Source organism: Streptomyces sp. NPDC001568 (assembly GCF_042893755.1).
GTDB lineage: Bacteria > Actinomycetota > Actinomycetes > Streptomycetales > Streptomycetaceae > Streptomyces.
Window position 1 is genome coordinate 198,406 of sequence record NZ_JBIAVF010000018.1, and the last position, 19,942, is coordinate 218,347.

The 19,942-nt window shown below is 69.7% G+C and carries 18 protein-coding genes and 3 pseudogenes; 14 read left to right on the plus strand and 7 right to left on the minus strand.

All coding sequences use genetic code 11. The features are described 5' to 3' along the window. The first annotated feature begins 4 nt into the window (after positions 1–4). The gene (locus ACFY0I_RS30125; protein WP_388901729.1) at positions 5–373 is read left to right on the plus strand and encodes a VOC family protein; all 369 of its coding nucleotides are present in this window, start codon (positions 5–7) and stop codon (positions 371–373) included. Between the two features lie 86 nt (positions 374–459). Here ACFY0I_RS30125 and ACFY0I_RS30130 read toward each other — a convergent pair whose 3' ends face one another. From ACFY0I_RS30130 to ACFY0I_RS30145, 4 genes are all read right to left on the minus strand, one after another. Then, positions 460–1,497 carry a magnesium and cobalt transport protein CorA gene (locus ACFY0I_RS30130; RefSeq protein ID WP_388901730.1) on the minus strand — a complete coding sequence of 346 codons (1,038 nt, stop codon included), beginning with the start codon at positions 1,495–1,497 and terminating at the stop codon, positions 460–462. A gap of 690 nt (positions 1,498–2,187) precedes the next feature. Continuing rightward, positions 2,188–2,577 carry a DUF5958 family protein gene (locus ACFY0I_RS30135; RefSeq protein WP_388901732.1) on the minus strand — a complete coding sequence of 130 codons (390 nt, stop codon included), beginning with the start codon at positions 2,575–2,577 and terminating at the stop codon, positions 2,188–2,190. A gap of 139 nt (positions 2,578–2,716) precedes the next feature. Continuing rightward, positions 2,717–3,094, minus strand: coding sequence for a hypothetical protein (locus tag ACFY0I_RS30140; RefSeq protein WP_388901734.1), 378 nt, complete (start codon positions 3,092–3,094; stop codon positions 2,717–2,719). Between the two features lie 402 nt (positions 3,095–3,496). Then, positions 3,497–4,141, minus strand: a complete 645-nt coding sequence (locus tag ACFY0I_RS30145) for an NADPH-dependent F420 reductase (protein WP_388901736.1) — start codon at positions 4,139–4,141, stop codon at positions 3,497–3,499. Between the two features lie 501 nt (positions 4,142–4,642). On the opposite strand from ACFY0I_RS30145, the gene ACFY0I_RS30150 reads away from it, so the two are divergent. The 7 genes and pseudogenes from ACFY0I_RS30150 to ACFY0I_RS30180 all read left to right on the plus strand — a co-directional run bounded on the left by ACFY0I_RS30150 (position 4,643) and on the right by ACFY0I_RS30180 (position 10,737). Further along, positions 4,643–5,206 (plus strand): dihydrofolate reductase family protein, encoded by a 564-nt coding sequence (locus tag ACFY0I_RS30150; RefSeq protein ID WP_388901738.1) that lies wholly within the window; start codon positions 4,643–4,645, stop codon positions 5,204–5,206. Positions 5,207–6,025: 819 nt separating this feature from the next. Beyond that, complete coding sequence (locus tag ACFY0I_RS30155) at positions 6,026–6,841, plus strand: C1 family peptidase (protein ID WP_388901740.1); 816 nt, start codon at positions 6,026–6,028, stop codon at positions 6,839–6,841. A gap of 53 nt (positions 6,842–6,894) precedes the next feature. After that, a pseudogene (locus ACFY0I_RS30160) lies at positions 6,895–7,106 on the plus strand (GTP-binding protein); the annotation flags it as partial. A 277-nt stretch (positions 7,107–7,383) separates the two neighbouring features. Then, a complete protein-coding gene (locus ACFY0I_RS30165) occupies positions 7,384–7,833 on the plus strand; it encodes an SRPBCC family protein (RefSeq protein ID WP_388901742.1) in 450 nt (149 codons plus the stop codon). A 145-nt stretch (positions 7,834–7,978) separates the two neighbouring features. Next, positions 7,979–8,192: pseudogene (locus ACFY0I_RS30170) on the plus strand (transposase); the annotation flags it as partial. A 5-nt stretch (positions 8,193–8,197) separates the two neighbouring features. Next, positions 8,198–8,716, plus strand: coding sequence for a proline dehydrogenase (locus ACFY0I_RS30175; protein ID WP_388901744.1), 519 nt, complete (start codon positions 8,198–8,200; stop codon positions 8,714–8,716). A 461-nt stretch (positions 8,717–9,177) separates the two neighbouring features. Beyond that, a complete protein-coding gene (locus ACFY0I_RS30180) occupies positions 9,178–10,737 on the plus strand; it encodes a serine/threonine-protein kinase (RefSeq protein WP_388901746.1) in 1,560 nt (519 codons plus the stop codon). Positions 10,738–10,817: 80 nt separating this feature from the next. Here the strand turns inward: ACFY0I_RS30180 and ACFY0I_RS30185 are convergent. Then, a pseudogene (locus ACFY0I_RS30185) lies at positions 10,818–11,034 on the minus strand (DUF3253 domain-containing protein). A gap of 763 nt (positions 11,035–11,797) precedes the next feature. On the opposite strand from ACFY0I_RS30185, the gene ACFY0I_RS30190 reads away from it, so the two are divergent. Together ACFY0I_RS30190 and ACFY0I_RS30195 are read left to right on the plus strand one after the other, a co-directional pair. After that, the gene (locus tag ACFY0I_RS30190; RefSeq protein ID WP_388901748.1) at positions 11,798–13,213 is read left to right on the plus strand and encodes an NAD-dependent succinate-semialdehyde dehydrogenase; all 1,416 of its coding nucleotides are present in this window, start codon (positions 11,798–11,800) and stop codon (positions 13,211–13,213) included. A 77-nt stretch (positions 13,214–13,290) separates the two neighbouring features. Continuing rightward, positions 13,291–14,118 (plus strand): aldo/keto reductase, encoded by an 828-nt coding sequence (locus ACFY0I_RS30195; protein ID WP_388901749.1) that lies wholly within the window; start codon positions 13,291–13,293, stop codon positions 14,116–14,118. Between the two features lie 171 nt (positions 14,119–14,289). On the opposite strand, the gene ACFY0I_RS30200 is transcribed toward ACFY0I_RS30195, so the two are convergent. Beyond that, complete coding sequence (locus ACFY0I_RS30200; protein ID WP_388901750.1) at positions 14,290–15,099, minus strand: DUF2382 domain-containing protein; 810 nt, start codon at positions 15,097–15,099, stop codon at positions 14,290–14,292. 264 nt (positions 15,100–15,363) lie between these two features. Continuing rightward, complete coding sequence (locus ACFY0I_RS30205; protein WP_388901751.1) at positions 15,364–16,485, minus strand: cytochrome P450; 1,122 nt, start codon at positions 16,483–16,485, stop codon at positions 15,364–15,366. A 779-nt stretch (positions 16,486–17,264) separates the two neighbouring features. Between ACFY0I_RS30205 and ACFY0I_RS30210 the strand changes: the two genes are divergently transcribed. The 4 genes from ACFY0I_RS30210 to ACFY0I_RS30225 all read left to right on the plus strand — a co-directional run bounded on the left by ACFY0I_RS30210 (position 17,265) and on the right by ACFY0I_RS30225 (position 19,834). After that, positions 17,265–17,468: an EF-hand domain-containing protein gene (locus ACFY0I_RS30210; RefSeq protein ID WP_388901752.1), complete on the plus strand. Its 204-nt coding sequence runs from the start codon at positions 17,265–17,267 to the stop codon at positions 17,466–17,468. Positions 17,469–18,304: 836 nt separating this feature from the next. Then, a complete protein-coding gene (locus ACFY0I_RS30215) occupies positions 18,305–18,466 on the plus strand; it encodes a hypothetical protein (protein WP_037792689.1) in 162 nt (53 codons plus the stop codon). A gap of 396 nt (positions 18,467–18,862) precedes the next feature. Next, positions 18,863–19,030 carry a hypothetical protein gene (locus tag ACFY0I_RS30220; RefSeq protein WP_388901753.1) on the plus strand — a complete coding sequence of 56 codons (168 nt, stop codon included), beginning with the start codon at positions 18,863–18,865 and terminating at the stop codon, positions 19,028–19,030. 318 nt (positions 19,031–19,348) lie between these two features. Further along, on the plus strand, positions 19,349–19,834 hold the full coding sequence (locus ACFY0I_RS30225; RefSeq protein WP_388901755.1) for a hypothetical protein: 486 nt from the start codon (positions 19,349–19,351) through the stop codon (positions 19,832–19,834). Positions 19,835–19,942 lie beyond the last annotated feature (108 nt).

The window sequence follows — 19,942 nt, forward strand, 5'->3', positions numbered from 1 at the left end:
GAGCATGCTCGATCACATCTCGATCCAGGTGGCGGACCCGGCCGCGTCGGCCGCCTTCTACGACCGTGTCCTCGCACCGCTGGGCAGTACCCGGCTGCTCGACTTCGGCCAAGTGATCGGCTGGGGGACGACCCAACCAAGGTTCTGGATCGGCCCCGTGACGACGCAAGGTGCGGCGCGCGAGCTCCACGTCGCTTTCGAGGCCGCGGACCGTGCGCACGTGCGCGCGTTCTTCGAAGCGGCGGTCGCCGCGGGCGCGGAAGTCCTCCATGAACCGCAGGTCCGCCCGGAGTACCACCCGGCGTACTACGGCGCGTTCGTCCGGGACCCCGACGGCAACAATGTGGAGGCGGTCTGCCACCGGCCCGAATAGCTCGTCGGGGCCGTCGCCTGCCTGATCGCACCGCGGCCGAGCCAGGCTGGGAGGCAGTGCTGGTGGCTCCCTGCACGGCGGCCGGGCTAGAGCCATTTGTTGCGGCGCAGGGCGCGGTAGATGATCGTGCACGCGATGATGATGAGCGCCCAGACGGCGGGATAGCCGTAAGGGGATCCGAGTTCCGGCATGTACTCGAAGTTCATGCCGTAGACGCCGACGATCATGGTGGGGACGGCGATGAGTGCGGCCCAGGCGCTGATGCGGCGCATGTCGGCGTTCTGTTGGACGCCCAGCTGGGCGATGCTGGCGCTGAGCATGCCGGTGATGAGTTCGTCGAAGGACACGATCTGTTCGCTGACCCGCTGGTGGTGGTCGGCCACGTCCCGGAAGTAGGCGGCGACCTCCTTGGGGACCTGCGGGACGGCGCCTTCGCTGAGGCGCTGGAGAGCCGGGGCCAGGGGCATCACCGCGCGCTTGAATTCGAGGAGTTCACGCTTGAGCTGGTAGATGCGCCCGGCGTCGACCGGTCGGTCCGGGGAGAACACCTCGCTCTCCAGAGTGTCCACATCACCGGCGAAGGCGTCGGCAACATCGACGTAGCGGTCGACGACCAGGTCCGCGACGGCGTGCAGGACGGCGGCGGGACCGCAGCCCAACTGCTGCGGGTCCTCCTGCAACCGGCGGCGAACGTCGTCGAGCGGCGGGGCGCTGCCGTGGCGGACGGTGATCGCGTAGCCGGGGCCGGCGAACACCATGATCTCCCCGGTGTCGACGATCTCGCTCGTCGCGGTGACCTTCTCGTGATCCACGTAGACGATCGTCTTCAGGACGAGGAACAGCATGTCGTCGTAGCGTTCCAGCTTCGGACGCTGATGGGCGTGAACCGCGTCCTCCACCGCCAAAGGGTGCAAACCGAAGGCCTCGGCGACCTCCTGCAACTGCTCTTCGCTCGGCTCGAACAGGCCGATCCACGCGAAGCGCCCCTCGCGCGGGTCTATCCGCTCCATGACCTTGCCCAGGTCCACCTGCCCGGGGATGCGGTGCCCGTCCTCGTAGAGCGCGCAGTCCACCACCGCCGACGGCAGCCCCTCAGAATCGCTGTTGTGCTGCTCCGCGACCATGTACTGCCTCTACCCCTCGCCCGACATCCAGGCCTGCAACCTACCCCCCGACCAGCAGCTCATCACCCCGCACGGCAGTGGCAAGCCCTGTTCCCAGGCAAAGCGCAGGCTCCCAGGAACGCCCTCGAAGAGCACGGGCATGCGCGGGGAGGAACAGAAGAAGGGCTCCGGCGACCAAGGGACGCACGACCTCGGCCCCAAGGGTCGCTCCAAGCGCCCCAGCGGAACCAAGGGCGCCTCCGTCACCACCGGTGTCGACCCCCGGAGCCGCCCGATACCCGTAGCGGGGGGAGGGGGGGATGACCCAACGGAAGGGAAGAGGACAGCGATGGCCTTCAGTGAGTTGGGCGTACCGCGGTGGTCACCGGTGCTGCCCGTGGGCTGGGATCCGGCCTGGTCCGAGAGCTCGCCCAACGTCGCACGCGTGTGGCCCTGCCAGGTTGTGCTCGATGAAGCGCCGCAGTCAGGTGCGGACGGTGTCGGGAGCGACCCGCAGCCGCCGCGACGCCTCCATCACCGAGTGCCCCTGCGCGCGCTCCCACACGATCCGCGACCGCTGAGCCAATGCTCGAGCCGTCGTGCCACGACGTAACCAACCCTCCAGCACAACACGCTGGGCATCAGTCACCAACAACGGCGGAATCGCCGGACCAGGACGACTCGTACCCAAACCAACGATGAACCTCTGACTCAGGTCGCTAGCCAATGCCAGGAGTGATTACACACGTGGACGCAGAATCGCTCCCGGCGACGCTCGTCCGCTACCCCCAGTAGCGCGACCAACAGCCGGAAGGACTTCACGCGCTCGTCCTGCGGCAGATTGATGATCTTTGCCAGCTGCACGTTCAGCTGCCCACGCGTGATCAGCACCGCTGGGGTATGCGTCGGCCGAAGGGCGGCGCGTCGCACGCTTTCGGGTCCGTCCGTCTCCGTCGCGGCGGCCTGCGTGCAGTACTCGCGTAGATCTCCCAGGACCTCGAACTGGGTCTCAGCCGGCAGAGCTTCGAACCACTCGACACCCTGCTCGATCGGCCGCAACTCCTGCGCGAGCAAGTTCAGCATGACCGTGCGCTCGTCCATCGGTCTCCCTCTCCGATACGGCTGAGGCGACGCCCCCCGTGGGCCATCGAACCAGATCGCGAAGTATGACTGGAGTACTTAGCTCCGTGCCCGCGTTGTGCGGGGTCAGTACTCCTGGGCCGCCCGAAGGCTCATCGATTCAGGCGGATGCGCGGCCCCACGCGAACTCGAGCTCGTTCAGCCGGGCCACCAAGACCTCGTGGACGTTCGCGTCGAGGTGCTCGGTGATCACGGCTGCGCCTCCCTCGGCGGTGATGGTCTCGAGCTGCTGCCGTGCGGCCGCGATACGGCGGCGCGCGCTGGGGTGCTGATGCCATCGCGGCGGCCGGCTCGGCGGTGGTGGGCGGGGTGTTGGTGAGATGAGTTGATCGGTGAGGGCCTGGACGGCGGAGGTCGAGGCGGCGGCCCGCTGGTCGCCAACCTCCTGGCGGGCGGTGATTTCGCGGCGGGCCCACCGGCGGCGGCCGTAGAGTTCGTCGCCGGGGGAGAGGTAGCCGGTGCCGGCGTAGGCGCGCACGGTGGTGTCGCTGATCCAGGGGACGGCGGGACTTCTGTCACCAGCCGATGGCAGTCGACCCAGTTGAGCGTGGCCGCGGGTGAAGGCAGCAGAGACTGTCGGTAGCCGGGGGCAGGATCAGCGACATGAGCCTTGTACGAACTACTCCGCCGCGGCCCGTCGAGGACAGCGGTCTTCCCCGAGCTGGCTCCGCCGGCGGCGGAGCCGGGCCCCCACCCCGGTCGGTCCAGGCCTGCAAGGCCCTGAGATGGGGTTCGTTGGCCCAGTGGACGCCTCGGGTCAGGGGTACCCAGAGGTCATCGGGGAGGGCGACGACCCGGCGCGCGGTGAGCCCTGCGACGGAGGTTCGGGCGAGCGGCCTCCGCGCGGCCGGACGGCCTCCGCCCGGCCGGACGGACGGGGTCACACGGGTGGGAGGGCCCGGGTGGCGGGGGCGGCGACGACGTTGATGTTGAACGTGTGGGACCGCAGACCGCCCGCGATGCCCATGAAAAGCAGGGCGAAGTGCTCCTGTCCGCGTGCGGTCGTGATGCCGCCGATGTCGAGCTGCGACGACGCGGGCCAGCCGAGGTCCGTGAGCAGCCGGCCGGCAGTCCGTTTCGCCTCGGCGTCGTCGCCGGAGAGGAACACAGTGCTCGGGCCGTCGAGACCGCCCGGGGCGGTCATCACGGTGGAGTCCATGGTGCACAACGTCTTGACGACGGGAGTCAGTGGGAACGCCTCCTGGATCTGTTCGCCCAGGCTGCTGTTGGGGTGCGACAACTCGGCGAAGTCGTCGGAGAGGCCGACCCCGACATCGATCAGCAGGGTGCCCGCCAGGGCCGGCGCCCCGATGAAGTGCAGCAGCTCCACGGAGGCGCCCCCCGGTGTGGCGTTGACGAGCACCTCAGCGTGGGCGGCCGTCTCGCTCAGGCCCGCCACGGGCAGCCCGAGGTCCGTCCGTTCCTCCGGACGGCGCGAACCGAGAAGGATGTCGTGTCCTGCGGCGCCCCAGCCGTGGGCCAGTGCTCGGGCGACGTTGCCGGTGCCAAGTAGTCCTATGCGCATGCTGCGACGCTAGCTGTCGCCTCGCTCGGGGGAATCGGGCTGCGGGCCCGTACGGACCGCTACCAAAGTCGTAGGTCCAGCGGCTTCCCGGGTGGCCCTTGCGGAGGCCTCAGGATCGCGGCGGTGGGGAAGGCGTGCGGCTTCGCGCCCCGGCGGGCGGGCTCGGACGGCGCCGGTTCGCCGGCGAGCCACCCCCACGTCGTCAGCGAGATCCGGTGGATCCGCGCGGAGGACTTCGCGATGCCCGCACCCGTGGGGACCGTTCGACCGCCGCGGTGGACGAGGAGGGCGGGGCGGACAGGGGCACCACCCGGGCGCGCGGCAGCCGGAGCGCGCCCCAGCTTCCGAGTTCGGTCACCGGTTCGATCGCCACGCCCGCCCCGCCCTTCCGGCACTGCCGCAGTAGATCCGGTATTTACTGCGGCAGTGTGGCCTGACCGATGACTCTTCCGCGCCGTGCTGGTCTGCACACCGAATACCGACTCACGGGAGGCTGACGCCATGCGGAAACTGACCTTTGCCATGAACATGAGCCTGGACGGGTACATCGCCGCGCCCGGCGACGACCTCGGCTGGAGCGTGCCGAGCGACGAGCTGTTCCAGTGGTGGTCCGACCGGGTGGACGCGACGGGCCTGGCGCTGTACGGGCGCAAGCTGTGGGAGGCCATGAGCTCCCACTGGCCGACCGCCGACAAGCAGCCGGGTGCCACACCTGCGGAGATCGAGTACGCCCGCCGCTGGCGGGACATGCCGAAGGTGGTGTTCTCCTCCACGACCAGCACGGTCGACTGGAACACCCGTCTGGTCACCGGCGACGCGGTCACCGAGATCACCAGGCTCAAGGCCGAGGGCGGCGGCCCCATGGACATCGCCGGTGCCACACTCGCCGCGGCGGCCATGCGGGCCGCTCTGATCGACGAGTACGTGCTCGTCACCCATCCGGTACTGGTGGGTGGCGGCACGCCGTTCTTCACAGCCCTGGACAACTGGGTGAACCTGACCCTGGTGGAGACACGGACGTTTCCCGACGGCGTGGTCCTGACCAGGTACGAGACCAAGCGCTGAGCGCTCGACGTCGCATCGGCGCGGGCTCCGGGCGCCCACGGATCTCGCGGCGCCGTGTTCCGAGGCGATCGTGCTACCCCTGACGGATCACAGGCCACGTATGTAGGTCCGCCCCAGCGAATGCCCTTCCCGCTGTGGGCGCGGGCGCGTTCACGCCGCCGGCCGGCGGACGTGTGGGCTCGCGGCCGATGCGGAAGGGCTGGTGGTGCGGCTCGTTGCTCGGCTGCCCGGTGTTCGGGACGCCGTGATGCGAGAGGCCAGCCAGTGGGCCGTCCCCGTTCCTGAGAGCTCGCCGATGAGCCGGCGCTGATCGACAGCGCCATCCTGCAGCGGCGCCGCGAGTTCGCCGCTACCGAGATCGTGGCCCTGCACCGGGCCCGAGTCGAGCGCGCTCAGCGGGCCGGGGTCATCCAGACTGCCGCACTGCGGTGCACGGCATGACCGGATCCAGGACGGGCGGGAGAAACGAACTCGCTCAGACCTTTGGTCATGGGTCCGTCGGGACCGGCTTCGTCCGACGGACCGGTCCCGTTGCTCCCGATGGCGGCGCTGTCGGTTGCCGCGGTCTTCGACGCTCTGGAAGGCGGAGGCCACGGCGACGACGCCACCGTCACCGTGATGCTGCGCCGTCCCACTGACGGCTTCGCTTCGCGCGCCTCGTCACGGATGGGGCGGACGGCCCCGTCGAACCGCCCCGCAGCGAGGCCACCGGACGGGATCCCGGGAAGAGCCCACCGCGGGGCGCGGATGCGGCAACAATGTGTTGAAGATCGATCTTTTTGTGCGACCGAAGTGGTGACCACGGCAGGATCCCCCAGCGTGAAGGAGAAGAAGTTGACCTTGCACCGCACCCACTTAGGAAGCCGGTACACCCCGGCGCGCGCCAGGGCCCGCGCCCTGGTCATGGCCGGCGCCCTGGCCATGGCAGCCACGCCGCTCGCCGCCACCTCGGCCGCAGCGGCCGGCCCTCAGGCCGGTCCGTCCGCTGCCTCTGCGCTGGACGAGCCGCCCGCAGCAGTGGATTGGCGGGTTGGCCTGGCAGTCACCCTCGCTCACGACAAGGGACAGTGCCTGGAGCTCGCCAGCCAGGCCTACGCGACCGCCGCGGCGCTCGAAGGTGCCTGGGTCATCCAGAACCACCACCTCCTGAAGTCCTTCAAACCCCGCATCACGAACGCCGCGGGCCAGGACATCTATTCCGATCTGTGCGGTGAGCCCCGGCCCCCGCTCGGCGCCGCCTTTCCCGCCGGCGCCTTCAAGGAGTGGCTCCCCGTCGCCTCCGGGGACGAGGAGGCACTGCGCGCGGCCGTGGCACGCGGTCCCGTCCGCACGAAGATCGACGCCTCTCACGCGAGCTTCCAGCTCTATAACAGCGATGTCTACGACGAGCCGCTGTGCTCGGCGACCCAGACCGACCACTGGGTGACCGTCGTCGGCTACGGCACCACCCTCGCGGGCGAGGACTACTGGACGGTCAAGAACGACTACGGCACGACGTGGGGCGAGCTCGGCTTCATCCGGATGTCCCGCAACAAGGACAACCAGTGCGGCATCGCCACGGCCGCCGAGGAGCCCGTCCTCAACCCCGCCCCCTACACCGCGCCCGCGCAGAACCCCTGGCCCGTCTTCCCGTAACAACGCTCAGGTCACCAATCCGACGGCGCACATCGAACAGAGAGGGGGACCCCATGTCCAAAGAGAAGTTCGAACGTACCAAGCCGCATGTGAACGTGGGTGCGATCGGACACGTCGACCACGGCAAGACCACGCTGACCGTCGCCGTCACCTCGCTGCTCGCCAAGACCTACGGCGGTCAGGCGCGGGCCTTCGACCAGATCGACAGCGCGCCGGAGGAGAAGGCGCGCGCGTCACGATCAACACCAGCCACGTCGAGTACGACTTGATCCTCCCGCTGCCGTGACAGCCGGTCAACGCGGAGTGCATAGGCCGCGGCGCATAGGCCGCGGCGGCCGACGCGCGCAGCGGCTGACGCATCCAGCGGCCGACGGGCGAACGAACACGGTCGGCGAGCCTGTGGCGGGCGGTGTGGGCGCGTCATCTTGTTCATCTGTTCGGGGGTCATAGGTCCGTGGGGCGCGGGCAGGTGCGCGGGGAGGGGAAGGTCTCCCCGGGTACGGCCGGGCGTGCGTCCGGCCGGTGAACAGGAAGGAAGCCTTATGTCGAAGGTCGAGGAGTCTGTCGAGGTCGACGTTCCCGTGCGTACGGCTTACAACCAGTGGACCCAGTTCGAATCGTTTCCCCACTTCATGGAGGGCGTGGAGCGGATCGACCAGCTGACTCCGACCCTGACGCACTGGGTGACGAAGTTCGGTGGGGTGGACCGGGAGTTCGACGCTCAGATCACCGAGCAGATCCCGGATGAGCGGGTCGCCTGGACCACGGTGGACGGCGAGGTGAAGCAGGCCGGAGTGGTCACCTTCCACCACCTCGCCGACAACAAGTCCAAGGTGATGCTGCAGCTCGACTACGACCCCGAGGGCTTCGCCGAGAACCTGGGCGACAAGCTCGGGTTCGTGAAGCGGCAGATCACCGGTGACCTGAAGCGGTTCAAGGAGTACATCGAGGAGCGAGGCCGCGAGACGGGCTCCTGGCGCGGCGAGGTCTGAGACCTTCGGTCTTCCTCCCCGCGCCGCGGTGGCCGGGGTCCCGGCGGTGGTGTCCGGTCGCCGTCGGGGACCGCGGGCCGGGATGGAACGGCCCGCGGCACTGGTGTTCCGGCCCCCGGGATGGGTACGACGGCGGAAGTCGGAGGCCGAGGAGGCGCTCCGCCTCGCCCGAACCCTCACACGGGATCTGCGCCGGCCCTGGGAGCGGCCGGCAGAACCGAACAGACTCACCCCTGCCCGGGTCCGCTGTGGGTTCAGCGGGCGGGTCCTCGCCACCGGCGAGTCCTATACCCGACCCGCCCCACAAGAAGGGGACGAAGCCCCGGCGAACAGGACGAACAACAAGAACGGCAGACTAGGGCCCATGGACTCAGGACTTGCCGCACTGCTGGGCGCCGCCGTCGGCTCCGCCACCACACTCGGGGCCGCAATCGTCAACGGCCGTGCTCAGGCACGGTCCCAGCACGCGCAATGGAGTCGCCAGCATCGCCGCGACGCATACGCCGGCTACCTCAGCGCTCTCCACGACCGTGACATCGCCATGGACGCCGTCCTGGACGCCCTGCGTTCAGACCAACCCGACCTGCCGGGCATCGACGAGAAGATAGGCCGTTTCATCACCCTGGCCCGAGAGGTCCACCGCGCCTGCGAAATCGTCATCCTCGAAGGGCCGGCACTCCTCGCGGACGTCGCGGAACGCGTCACCGTCGCCTCCGGCAACCTCTCACACGTCATGCGCCGGATGGCCGAGAACGCCCACGCGGGAAACACCACCCACAAGGCCGAAGACCTTGACCTTGCCGCCGAACGAGAGCGGAACCTCTACGAAGCCGTCAAGGAATTCCGCCTCGCGGCCCGCAGCATCATCGACGAAACCAACTGATCCGATCCCCGGACCGTTGGGCGAGGAGGCGTTGTTCAGCCTGAAACGTCAAACGTCAAGCTCAGGGCTCTGTCTTGATCACGACTCGGCGGGCAGAATTTTGCCGCTCCGGTCCGCTCGACGTTGCCTGCCCGCGGTCCTTGTAGCGGAAGGGCTGGCCATGCCGCCGGCCCGCGTCTGGTTCCGGTCCGCGGGGATCCCGCGTGCGGCCAATTAGGCCTTGACGGTTCCGGACCGCTGCCGGGACAGCTCGCCGCAGCCGCAGGCGACACCATGCCGAACCCTGCCGCCCCCACTCCACGCCGCTCCCCGAACAGCCCATCGCCCTCGTCGCGTCACTCCGGCGAACTCTGCTCCCCACTTCGCTGGCTGTGCGCGTGGTGTCGGGTGGGAGGGGCGGCCATACTTGATCGGGGCACTCCAACGGGGGTGTGTGAAACATGGGTTGGGGAGTGGACGGCGTGGATCTGCCGCAGTACATCGGCGGTTACGCCGTGGAGCGGGAGCTCGGAGCGGGCGGTATGGGGACGGTGTACCTGGCCCGGTCCCGGGGCGGGCGTACCGTGGCTGTCAAGGTGGCTCGTCCCGAGTTGGCCGCCGATCCGCATTTCCGCGCTCGGTTCCGTGCGGAGGTCGACGCCGCCCGCCGGGTCGGCGGGTTCCACACCGCGCAGGTGGTGGACGCCGACCCGGACGCGGCGGCTCCCTGGCTGGCGACCGCCTACGTCGCGGGGCCGACGCTCTCTCGTTTGATCGCCGAGCAGGGTCCCATGGGCGAAGCCCGGCTGCGGGCGCTCGGCGCGGCGCTGGCGGAGGCGCTGCAGGCCATTCATGCCTGCGGTCTGGTCCACCGTGATCTGAAGCCGGGCAACATCATCATGGCCGACGACGGCCCGCGGGTGCTCGACTTCGGCATCGCCCGGGCCCTGGAGTCGACCCGGATGACCTCGACCGGAGCGGCGTTCGGAACCCCTGGTTTCCTGGCTCCCGAGCAGGCTCAGGGGTTCGAGGTCGGCGGGCCCGCCGATGTGTTCGCGCTGGGCGCGGTGCTGGTCACGGCGGCCGGTGGGCACGCGTTCGGGGAGGGCACCCCCATGGGGCTGATGTACCGGGCCGTGCACGAGTCGCCGGACCTGTCGGCCGTGCCCGAGGGTGTACGACCCGTGGTCGCGGCCTGTCTGGCGAAGGATCCTGCGGACAGGCCGACGCCCGAGCGGGTGCTGGACCAACTCGCCCCGGGCGCCGCCCCGCGGAGGGCGGCGGCCACGGCCGCGCACCCGCCGACCCTCCCCGCCCAGACCGTGCCACGGCCGCCGACAGCGGCTTCCGGGTCCACCGGCGCGCCGGTGGTCGGGCACATCGCCGGCGCCGCGACCGTCTCCGCGGCCCCGCGCAGCGAGCCCCTGCTCGCCCTTCCCCAGCAGCAGCCGAAGGCGGTTCCGCCGCGCGGGAGGCGGACCCGTCGGCTCGTCCTCGGTGTGGCCGCAGGCGTGGTATTGCTCGGTGGCGGAGGCTACGGCGCCTACGGCTACTCGGACTTGGCCTTCCCCAGGGCCACGTACGAGCTGGACCCGCCCGAAACGATGGCGGACGGCGCGTACCGGCGCAATCCCGAGGGATCGAACTTCACGGACCCGCAGCCGAACACCTGGTACCAGAGGGACGTGCTGCACCACTCTGCCACGTATGCCGGCACCGGTCAGGACCCGGCATTTGAAAAGGTGGAGGTGTACGGCTCGTCCGGCCGGTTCAAATATCCGGGGGACAAGCGGAACCGACTGATCGACGCCATGACCGTCACGGGCAGCGAGAACGTCGTCGACCCGCCCAGAACGATCCGCGTTCCCGGCTCGGACGTTGCCTTCCGCTGCACCACGGTCAACGACAGAACCGTCTGCGGATGGGGCGACGACAGCACCACCGTCGCCATCGGCTTCACGCCGGCGGCCGATTCGCTCGATGTGGCCGCGGCTGAGACGCGCAAGATACGCGACGCCATTCGCAAGCCGATATCGCCCTGACGCCGGCAGCGAGGGGATTGCGGGCCGAGAGTCGTCCGCGCAGACGCCGGAGCGAAGCGGCCGGAGGAGGCCGGGGGGTGTCAGCGGAGGAGGAGGCGGATAGGGATCGGGCCCCGGGCTTCGCCGGGTCCACGGGGAGTCCGCCCTGGGTGATCTCCACTTCGCCGGCCGCGACCAGTCGTCGGGCCGCGCGGGGGGCCGGCTCCATGAGCGCGCGCCGGCCGTCATCGTCCCCGTGTACACCGCGCGTGCGGCGTCGGAGAGGTAGATCGTCGCGTCACGCCGGTGAAGGACAATCCGGTTTCGGACAGATACGCGCGTAAGGAGGCGGCGACGCTCTCGCTCTCGGACTCGTACGCCGTCGGCTCGTGGATCATCCGCAGATGCTCGGGCCCGCCACTGACACCGCGTGGAGACGGCCTGCGGACGTAGAGGCAGTCCCTGTTGGGAAGTTGGCGTATCCGCAGGTCGCCCGTGGGGAGTACCTGCCGGGTGCGGCGTCCAGAACGCAGAGGTGCCGCTCATGACCCATTGCACCGCCACCGGCATCGGCTCCGGCGTGCGCGTGGCCCCACAACTCCCGGCTGCTGGGCCTGTTCGGTACGTCGGGCGACAGCCGCGATCTGGTCCGCGCCCGGGAGGGGGGAGACGCCGCCGCGGAGCCGGCCTTGGAAGGTTTCACTGTCGCCGCCTGCCCGGGGTCGCCTCCGTCGCCGCGTTCCTCGATCGCATCGGCGCCCTCATCCTCACCGGGGGAGATCGGCACTGACCAGCCCGAATCCGAGATGCCGTGGCGACGCGCCTCGCGGTCCTCGGCGTCGAAGGAGGCCTCGACGCCCGGGCCCGTCCGCCCGCATCCACGATGGGGATACCCGTGCCTCTGTGGGGCGATCCGGTGACCGTAGTCGGCGGAATCCGTCGGAGGTCGTCCGGTGAGACGGTTGCGCCGGCTTGACGGGCGGCCGCTCGGACCGTTTGCGCATGGGATGGGCGGGCAGTGGGAGAACAGGATGGAACGTGATGTTCTGCCCAAAATTGCCATCTCTCGTCTGGAGTATCCATGTCAAACCAGCACAAGAGCTCATTCACGACCGTGAATCCTTATTCGGGCGAGACCCTGGCGGAATTCCCGGCGATCGAGGGCACACAGGTTGACGACGCGGTTGAGACCGCGGGCAGGGCGTTCGAGAACTGGCGGAAGCAGCCGATCGCCCACCGCGCCGCCGTCGTCCGGCGTGCCGCGGAACTCATGCGGGAACGCAAGGAGGAACTGGCTCGGACCGTGACCCTGGAGATGGGCAAGCTCATCTCCGAAGCGCGCGGAGAGGTGGACCTGGCGGCGTCGATCCTTGAGTATTACGCGCAGCACGGGCCGGATTTCGCTGCCGCCGAGTCGCTCGACGTGGAGGAGGGGGAGGCGTACCTCATCGCCGAACCCCTCGGTGTCCTGCTGGGCGTCATGCCTTGGAACTTCCCGCTTTACCAGGTGGTCCGCTTCGCGGGACCGAACCTGGTGCTCGGCAACACCGTGATGGTCAAGCACGCCGGCATCTGCCCGCAATCCGCGCTCGCCCTGGAATCTCTCTTCCGCGACGCGCAGGCTCCCGAGGGCGTCTACACGAACCTGTTCGTGGGGCACGACGAGGTCGCGCGCATCATCGACAGCCCGACCGTCCGTGGGGCCTCCCTGACCGGCAGCGAGAAGGCGGGAGCTCAGGTCGCCGAACGGGCCGGACACAACATGAAGCCGAGCCTGCTGGAGCTCGGTGGCAGCGACGTCTTTATCGTCCTGGACCGCGAGGGCCTGGAGCGCACGATCAGCGCCGCGGTCGCGGGCCGCATGGCGAACACCGGCCAGAGTTGCGTGGCCGCGAAGCGGTTCATCGTGCTGGACGCCGTCCACGATGACTTCGTGGACGGCATGCGCCGTGCCTTCGAGGCGCTGCAGCCGGGTGACCCCGCGGACGAGGCGACCACCCTGGGCCCGCTTTCCTCGGAACAGGCCGCCGCGGACCTGGCGGACCAGATCCGCGAGACGGTGGAGCAGGGCGCGGAACTGGTCACCGGCGGCCACCGGATCGACCACCCGGGTGCGTTCGTCGAACCGACCGTCATCACCGGCGTCAAGCCGGGGATGCGCGCCTACGCCGAGGAACTGTTCGGGCCGGCCGCGGTGGTCTACCGCGTCGCCGACGAGGACGAGGCTATCGCCCTCGCCAACGACAGCCGGTACGGCCTCGGCGGATCCGTTTTCTGCGCGGATGTGGAGCGCGGCCGCCGGGTCGCGGAGCGCATCGAGACGGGCATGGTCTGGGTGAACCACCCGACCTCGACCCAGCCCGACCTGCCGTTCGGCGGCATCAAGCGCTCCGGCTACGGGCGGGAACTCTCCAAGCTCGGCATGCAGGAGTTCGTGAACCGCAAACTCGTCCGGATCCTGCCGCCCGATGCGCCCCTGCGCGGGATCGCCGGCTGACCGACCCGCCGGCGCCCGAGCGCCGACCGCCCGCCCCCACATCCTCCGCCTCCAGCGGGGCCACACCAGGAGACACCGTGAGCGCAGTACCCGCCATCACTCTCAACAACGCCGTGCAGATCCCCCAGCTCGGATTCGGCACCTTCCAGATCCCGCCGGAAGAGACCCGAAAGACCACGAAGGCCGCGCTGGAGGCCGGCTACCGGCACATCGACACCGCGCAGATGTACGGCAACGAGAAGGAGGTCGGCCAGGCAGTCCGGGACTCCGGACTCGACCGTGCCGACGTGTTCGTGACCAGCAAGCTCAACAACGGCGCCCACGCCCACGACGACGCCCTCGCGGCATTCGACCGCAGCCTGCGGGAGTTGGGCCTGGACTACCTGGACCTCTTCCTCATCCACTGGCCCCTGCCCGGCACGGGCGACTTCACCGAGACCTGGAAGGCCCTCGAGGAGATCTACCGATCCGGACGCGCCAAAGCCATCGGGGTCTCCAACTTCCAGCCCCACCACCTGCGGCGACTGCTGGAGAACAGCGTGGTGGTGCCCGCGGTCAACCAGATCGAGGTGCACCCCTACCTCACCCAGGACGAGGTGAGGGCGTACGGAGCGGAACACGGCATCGCCACCGAGGCCTGGTCGCCCATCGCACAGGGCAAGGTGCTCGAGGACCCCGCCATCGGCCGCATCGCGTCGCGGGTCGGGAAGTCCCCGGCCCAGGTGACGCTGCGTTGGCACCTGCAGCGCGGCGACATCGTCTTCCCCAAGTCCTCGACCCGCACCCGCATCCAGGAGAACTTCGACCTGTTCGACTTCGAGCTCGGCGAGGGCGACATGGCGGAGATCTCCGCACTGAACCGGGACGAGCGGACCGGCCCCCACCCGGACCGCTTCAACGGCTGAGCGCCGCTCCCGGCCGTGCCAAGCGCCCACTCCGCACGGCAACCTCTGGTTCCCACGCACCCACGAGGACCACGGGCCCGTCCGACGCATCCGGCCCGCCGGATGCGCCGAAGGGCCCGGACTCGTCGAGTCCGGGCCCTTCGTCACGCATGCGGCCGTAGCCGCGCCGGATCAGCGGCGCGGGCCGTTCCTGCCCTCGCCAAGCCGGCCGTTCTTGTCCTCGTCGTAGCGGACCTGCTCCTTACGGACGGTTTCGGAAACCTCCTGCTGCTCCGTCACCTTCTCGGTCTCCAGCCGTACCCGCTCGACCGGCACGGTCTCCTTGCGCGTCACCGCGCGCTCGGCGTGCAGGGTCACTTCCTGCTCCGCCTCGCCGATGTCACCCCTGACCCGCTCGCCCTCGCGGACGGGCTCGCGCACGACGCGGACCTCCTCGTGGCTGACGGGGACGGCGGTGGTGACGCTCTCGGTGACGACTACCTTCTTCAGCCGAGCGCGCCCGACCTCTTCGTTCGTCGTGCCCACACGCAGCCGTTCCTCGGAGCGGATCAACTCGTCATTGCCACGGCCCTCGCGCGGCTCATCGACGTACGTCCCCGTGGCGATCCCCGGAGCGTCCACGGCGGTGCGGCGGGTCTTCCGGTTGCCGTTGCCGTGGGTGCCGGGCAGGCCGTAGTGCTGGTACAGCCTGCGCTCCTCATCGACGTCCAGGTGCTGGTCGGCGTCGACGCGCGGAGCGTCCTTGACGAGCTCCTTGGCGTGCGGGACGTGCAGGACCTGGCCGTCGCTGCGGGCGCCGGCCAGCGGGACGAACGACTCCTGCATGCCGAACCAGCCCGTCTTCACGGTGACCCATTCGGGTTGGCCGGTCGCGTCGTCGCGGTACACCTGGCCGATGCTGCCGATCTTCTCACCGTCGGTGTCGTAGGCCGTGAGGTTGATCAGCTGCTCGGTGCTCAGGAATCCGTGTCCAGCGCTCATCGGTGAATCCTCCAGTGCGGTACGGCACGCGGCGCGCAGCGACCTCGATGTCCCACGCTCACCTCGTGCCCCTCCCCAGACCGCACCCCGGGGCGCCCGCCCGCAACCGATCGGCGGCGCCGGAACCGCCGAGAAGGCACCGCCGGACGGGCGAGACCCGGTGTATCCCGGTCATGACGTGTGGTGACCGACTTGGTCCGAACGGGTGAGCGCCTACGCGGATGTCTGCGGCCCCCGGACCGTGGTGCCCGGAGCCGCGCCGGCTCACGGCAGGCTGAGTTCGAAGCGGCTGCGGGGGAGCGTCGGTATCCGGGACAGGGGAATGGTCAGGTCCTGGTCGGGGACGTCGAAGTCGAGCCGCGCCAGCTCCGTGACGACGGACGCGAGCACCGCGACGGTGATTTCCTCCCCGGGGCGGCGGTGGCCCCGGGTCGGGTCCTCGCCGACCTGGGGGACGAGGTGGTCCAAGGGGCTGTTCGTGCTGATGAACCGCTGCGGATCGAAGCGGTAGGGCTGTTCCCACAGGGCGGGGTCGTGGTTCTGCCCGTACAGGTCGAGCAGGACCAGCGTGCCCTTGGGGAGGTGCTCGCCCCGCCAGGTCAGATCCTGCGCTGCGACGCCGCCGACGAACGGGGCGAACGGGTAGAAGCGCCGGACCTCGTGCGCGAACGCCACCGCGTGGGCGCCCCGGGCGTCGGCCCGCAGCAGCTCGCGGTGCCCGGGCCATCGGTGCAGCGCGTGCGCGGCGAACGTGGCGAACCAGGCGACGGCGATGGTGGGCCGTACGAGGTCCAGAAACTCGGCCGCGGCGGTGCGCAGGTCCATGAGCCGTCCCTCGGGGCCGCGGTACCAGGCGACCGTCTCCAGGGCCGAACGCTTGGTGACGGCCTCCGGTTGGGTCTCGCGCACTCGTGCGATCAGGTCGGCGAAGGCCTTCTCCTGCCGGGAGCGGGCACGGCGGGCGCGCAGATGGCGGGGCCCGGGGACGGCGAAGCCGTCGACCATGGCCGTGCAGTCGCGTGCCATCTCCGAGGCCGCCGCTTCGGTCAGGGGGAGCCCTGCCCAGTCGGACACCGCCTGAGCGAGGACCTCGGCGATCATGTCGAAGAGCACCACCCGGTCCTGCCGCCGGCCGCCCACCGTCTCGCGCCACCGCCAGCCGACGTGCCCGGCGAGAGTGGCAGCGCCGGCCCCGTCCTTGAGGAGGGTGGCGAACATGGCCGTGCGGGCGAGGTGCGCGTCGTCGTCCAGAGCGGGCGAGACGGCCCGCCCGTACCAGGCGTCGACAACGGGGCTCGGCAGCGCGGCAGTTCGTACGACGTGGCGCCGGTCGTAGAAGAACCGGGCCGCGCCCGGCCCGCCCAGGGCGACAACCGGTCGACCCAACAAACGGGTTCTGACCACACCAGCGTCCTGCCGGCGCATCCGGCCGGGCAGCCACGCGTACCCGTGCATCAAGAGGCCGAGGGTGCTGTCGTTCCAAGGGACCGCGGGATTCCTGGAGGGGGTCATGCGGCGCGGCTACCCTATGGGACGTACGGCACACCCTTCATGCGCCCGTCGAAGCCGAGTTGGGAGCCCGCAATAAGGGAAATCTCCGCCGCTACGAAAGCGGTGCTGGCGCGGAGCGGACTCGGCGGAGTGATGTCGCCGACCTGCCCGGCCTGCGCCGGACTTTCGCCCCGTGCCGGCCGTCGCGCTCCGGCGGCGCGGGCTTCACCGTCGAGACCCGCAGCGACCAACGGCTTCTCGTCCTCGGCACCTCCCCGATGGTCCGTCAACAGCACGTCGTGACTGGCGGTGTGCTGTTCTCGTCCATGAAGCGTGAACTCGGCGGTCCGGGCGGGGGTGAGCGCGGCACCCCGCCCACGTTCACGGCCTCATCCAGCTGCTGCGCGACGCGACGGACACCATCGGGGCCCGGAGCGCGTTTGGGGGTGGCCGGTGCTTCCGTCGCGACGGCACCGGGCGCGCCAGTCCCTTGTGGGCGTCGGCGGTTGGGCAGGCCTGAGTGCCTGGGCAAGCGACCTGAGGGGGAGGGTTGTCCACTCCGGCCGGAACATGGCGGTAGGTCCAAGGCTCGGCCGTTAGCGTGATGTTGAGGGTGTGGCAGGGTGGTGGGGCATGTGGCCCTTCGAGGCCTGTGAACGTGAGAGGGGTATGTCATGAACGAGGCCGAGCTCAGGACGCTGTTCGCCGAGATAGACACGGACGGTGACGGGCGGATCAGCATCGTCGAATTGGCGGAGAGGTTCAAGGCGGAGGGAGCCCAGGGGCACCTCTCTGAAGAGGTCAAGAAGGCCATGGTGGCCGACGCGAACCACGACGGGGTCCTCGACTTCGAAGAGTTCCGCACCCTGCTGAAGTAGTGGCGGGCCTGACAGCCGGGGCAAGCCTCAGGGGAGTCCGGGCAAGCCGTCCGCGGGAACGGCTTGCCCACCCTGTTACGGGCGCCCGCGCCTGTAGCGCAGGATGTCGGCGAAGACCAGGTCCCGAACACCGGGTTCGCCGGCATGCGGTTCGTCGCGGATCGGGAGGTCGGCGCGACCTGAGAAGAGATCGGCCCCCACGGCTGAGCGCCTACGCGGCGCGGACCTGTTGGGGCCACGAGTGGCGTCGTGCGCCCGACGCCCCGGTCCCTGACGCGCGCGCCGCTGCCAGCCGGTCGAGCACGGCTGAGGTCGCGGGGTCTGCGAGCTATGGGACGGGAAAGCGGCCCAAGGCGATCGCGACCCGGTCTCGAACGCGGGGGTCGTCCAGTTGGGCATTCACGCGATCGCCGCCCGGACGTCACGGTGGAGCAGCGCCGGAGTTCGCTGCTGGCCCGGCGGCCGCCGGCACGGGCCACCGATTCAGTCACCGGCCGGGGGACAGCGCGCGGTCAGAGGTCACCGGCCGTGGGCCGATCGGTACGGAGCCCATGTCGGCGGTGTTCCCCGGCCCGATTCTCACCGGAGTCGTCACCGATTTCATCACCGCCCCGATCCCGGGGTGATGTCGGCGCCGAGTGGATGGCGCGAGTGAGGCGGTCCTGGTCGTCGGCGCGGAACCGGTGGCTTGCCGGGGCCGGGATCTTAGCCCGTGGCGGCAGGTTGCGGCCGTCTGCGGGGGATACGTCTTCCCGCTGACGCCGGCAAGAAACAGTCTTTTTTGCGGCGCATGGCCGGAACTGATGGGGGCAGTCGTTGTTCTGGAGGTAATAACTATGGTTCCCCTGCTTCTCGTTCTTCTGCTTGCTCTCATTCTCTTCGGTGCGGGTTTCGCGGTGAAGATTCTCTGGTGGGTCGCGATCGCGGTCCTGGTCCTGTGGCTGATCGGGTTCGTTGCCCGTCCGAAGGGCGGTAGCGGCCGCTGGTACCGCTGGTAGCCGACCGGCACGAACCTCGGCGCTGACATGCGTGGCGGGGGGGGGGGGGGCCCCCCCCCCCGGGGGGGGGCCACCCCCCCCCCCCCCACGTCCGCGTTGGGCGGCAAATGGTTTTCCGGTAACGGGTGAAATCGGATGGCCGGGGTATCAGCGGCACTAACCGGGGCGGCCGTCGTGACGCAGCAGGGGACCTGCTCACCTCCAAGAACGGCGACCGTCCCGGCCACGGAACCCGGCCGAGGAACCCGATCCCGTCCGTGTCCGGCGCGAAATCGGGGGCATGCGGGTTTCAGGTGGAACGGTCAACGCATCGGCCGCCGCGGAATTCGCACGGAAAACACCGAGGCTGACGGAACATGAGTTTCTGAGCCAGTTCTCGGTAGACGGAGGACCGTGGTGCGGATCGACACGGCCGAGGAGAAGGTCTATGTCGACCGGACGAAGGAACAGATCAAGGACGCCCCGGAGTTGCACCGCGACAAGCACATCGGCGACGCCGGCTACCGCGAGGAATTGGGCACCTACTACGGCACCGGCGCCCCCTTCGGCGGCCGTCCCGCCTGACATCACCTTTCATCGGGCTTGGCCCGGCACCCCTGACAGGGGTGCCGGGCCGGCCGTCGTCGCGAGCCCGGCGGCGGTTCTGCGTGCGGGGTCACCTGTTCGCCGTGGGCCGATCAGGCGACGGCCGGAGTCCGCCAACCGGGGGGTGAGACGGACTGCTGCGAACCGTTTCTCCACCCACTGGCTCGGCATGGCCGTCCTGCCGGAGGCGCGCATGCAGGACCACGGAGCGGGACGACAACGAGCTGACGCACATGATCATGTGGCGCCGTCCGGACCACGCGGTTCGGACGAACGCGACAGGAACGGTAGGACCAGATGAAGCGTTTCGCTCCGTCCCGCAAGACCCTCGGGGTGGCCGTGGCGGCCCTCGCGCTCGGCGCCGGCTGCGCCTTCAGCGCGCCGGTCGCCGCCCAGCAGCCGTCTCTGCCCGCCCCCGGGCCCGACCTCTATGCGATGACGATCACGTTCAGCGATCTCACCGGGACGAACTACACCGGACACGGCGTCGTCCACGACATTCGAGGAGAGAGCCCCGTGGTCGTCGGGGACGCCTACCGGCGCTGCGAGGACACGGCCTTTGTCTCCACCGAGACCTGGTGCACGCTCCACATTCGTTTCGGCACCGACAAGGACGCCAGCACCGTCGACCTGTCCGAGGTGATGAAGACGCCCGACACCTACCCGTCCGAGGAGTGGTATTCGACGATCACGGGGGGCTCGTTCGTCTACGAGGGCAAGACCGGCCAGGTTCCCGCCAAGGCCCTGAGTCGCACCGTCGTCCAGTACGTCGGCGCGTACTGACCGTCCCCCGCCACGGTCACCCGGCCTGATGACGATGACCTCGTGCTCGTCACCCAGCCGGGCCGACATGAACCGGTACTCCGCCTTGGCCGGTTCGACGACCAGCCA

Bases quoted from the DNA above. Each gene is read 5' to 3' on its own strand.
- ACFY0I_RS30130 (WP_388901730.1), bottom strand. From the start codon at position 1,497: ATGGTCGCGGAGCAGCACAACAGCGATTCTGAGGGGCTGCCGTCGGCG.
- ACFY0I_RS30145 (WP_388901736.1), bottom strand. From the start codon at position 4,141: ATGCGCATAGGACTACTTGGCACCGGCAACGTCGCCCGAGCACTGGCC.
- ACFY0I_RS30175 (WP_388901744.1), top strand. From the start codon at position 8,198: ATGGACTCAGGACTTGCCGCACTGCTGGGCGCCGCCGTCGGCTCCGCC.
- ACFY0I_RS30150 (WP_388901738.1), top strand. From the start codon at position 4,643: ATGCGGAAACTGACCTTTGCCATGAACATGAGCCTGGACGGGTACATC.
- ACFY0I_RS30190 (WP_388901748.1), top strand. From the start codon at position 11,798: ATGTCAAACCAGCACAAGAGCTCATTCACGACCGTGAATCCTTATTCG.
- ACFY0I_RS30165 (WP_388901742.1), top strand. From the start codon at position 7,384: ATGTCGAAGGTCGAGGAGTCTGTCGAGGTCGACGTTCCCGTGCGTACG.
- ACFY0I_RS30225 (WP_388901755.1), top strand. From the start codon at position 19,349: ATGAAGCGTTTCGCTCCGTCCCGCAAGACCCTCGGGGTGGCCGTGGCG.
- ACFY0I_RS30200 (WP_388901750.1), bottom strand. From the start codon at position 15,099: ATGAGCGCTGGACACGGATTCCTGAGCACCGAGCAGCTGATCAACCTC.
- ACFY0I_RS30125 (WP_388901729.1), top strand. From the start codon at position 5: ATGCTCGATCACATCTCGATCCAGGTGGCGGACCCGGCCGCGTCGGCC.
- ACFY0I_RS30210 (WP_388901752.1), top strand. From the start codon at position 17,265: ATGAACGAGGCCGAGCTCAGGACGCTGTTCGCCGAGATAGACACGGAC.
- ACFY0I_RS30215 (WP_037792689.1), top strand. From the start codon at position 18,305: ATGGTTCCCCTGCTTCTCGTTCTTCTGCTTGCTCTCATTCTCTTCGGT.
- ACFY0I_RS30135 (WP_388901732.1), bottom strand. From the start codon at position 2,577: ATGGACGAGCGCACGGTCATGCTGAACTTGCTCGCGCAGGAGTTGCGG.